This is a genomic window from Pseudoalteromonas sp. A3 (assembly GCF_025942345.1).
GTDB lineage: Bacteria > Pseudomonadota > Gammaproteobacteria > Enterobacterales > Alteromonadaceae > Pseudoalteromonas > Pseudoalteromonas atlantica.
On record NZ_JAPCKL010000036.1, the window covers coordinates 1 to 537 of the forward strand.

Here is a 537-nt window from a genome sequence, read left to right on the forward strand (position 1 = left end):
GAATGATTAAATTGGCACTGAATGATACTGCTATCATTCTTTTTTACTTTTGAAAACTCTGTACAAATAACATTGTTATTTATACGAATTTTATTATCAGCTTTTCCAAATTTTTAAAGAGCAGAGAATCAAAAACTTCTCAAAATTAAACACACTCAATTCTCAGGTGATGTTGCTACCCGATAAAGAATATTTATTTTTAAGAAGTAAAGTGGTGGAGCTAAGCAGGATCGAACTGCTGACCTCCTGCGTGCAAGGCAGGCGCTCTCCCAGCTGAGCTATAGCCCCACATATGCTGGTCTTATTGTTTGTTATCCGACTTCGCTTTAATCTTAGTGATAAGATTAAGAAGAAGTGGTGGGTCTGGGTGGATTTGAACCACCGACCTCACCCTTATCAGGGGTGCGCTCTAACCAACTGAGCTACAGACCCAAACAATAAGTGTTGTTCTCTTTACAATTAACAATCATCTGTGTGGACACTACGAACAAATAAGTTCTAAATCGTATAAGGAGGTGATCCAGCCCCAGGTTCCCC

At 39.3% G+C, this 537-nt stretch carries 2 tRNA genes; both read right to left on the reverse strand.

Going from position 1 to position 537, the window contains the following annotated elements:
* Positions 1 to 212: 212 nt before the first annotated feature.
* Positions 213 to 288, reverse strand: a tRNA-Ala gene (locus OIZ54_RS20265).
* A 67-nt stretch (positions 289 to 355) separates the two neighbouring features.
* Positions 356 to 432 (reverse strand) — tRNA-Ile (locus tag OIZ54_RS20270).
* Positions 433 to 537: the final 105 nt, after the last annotated feature.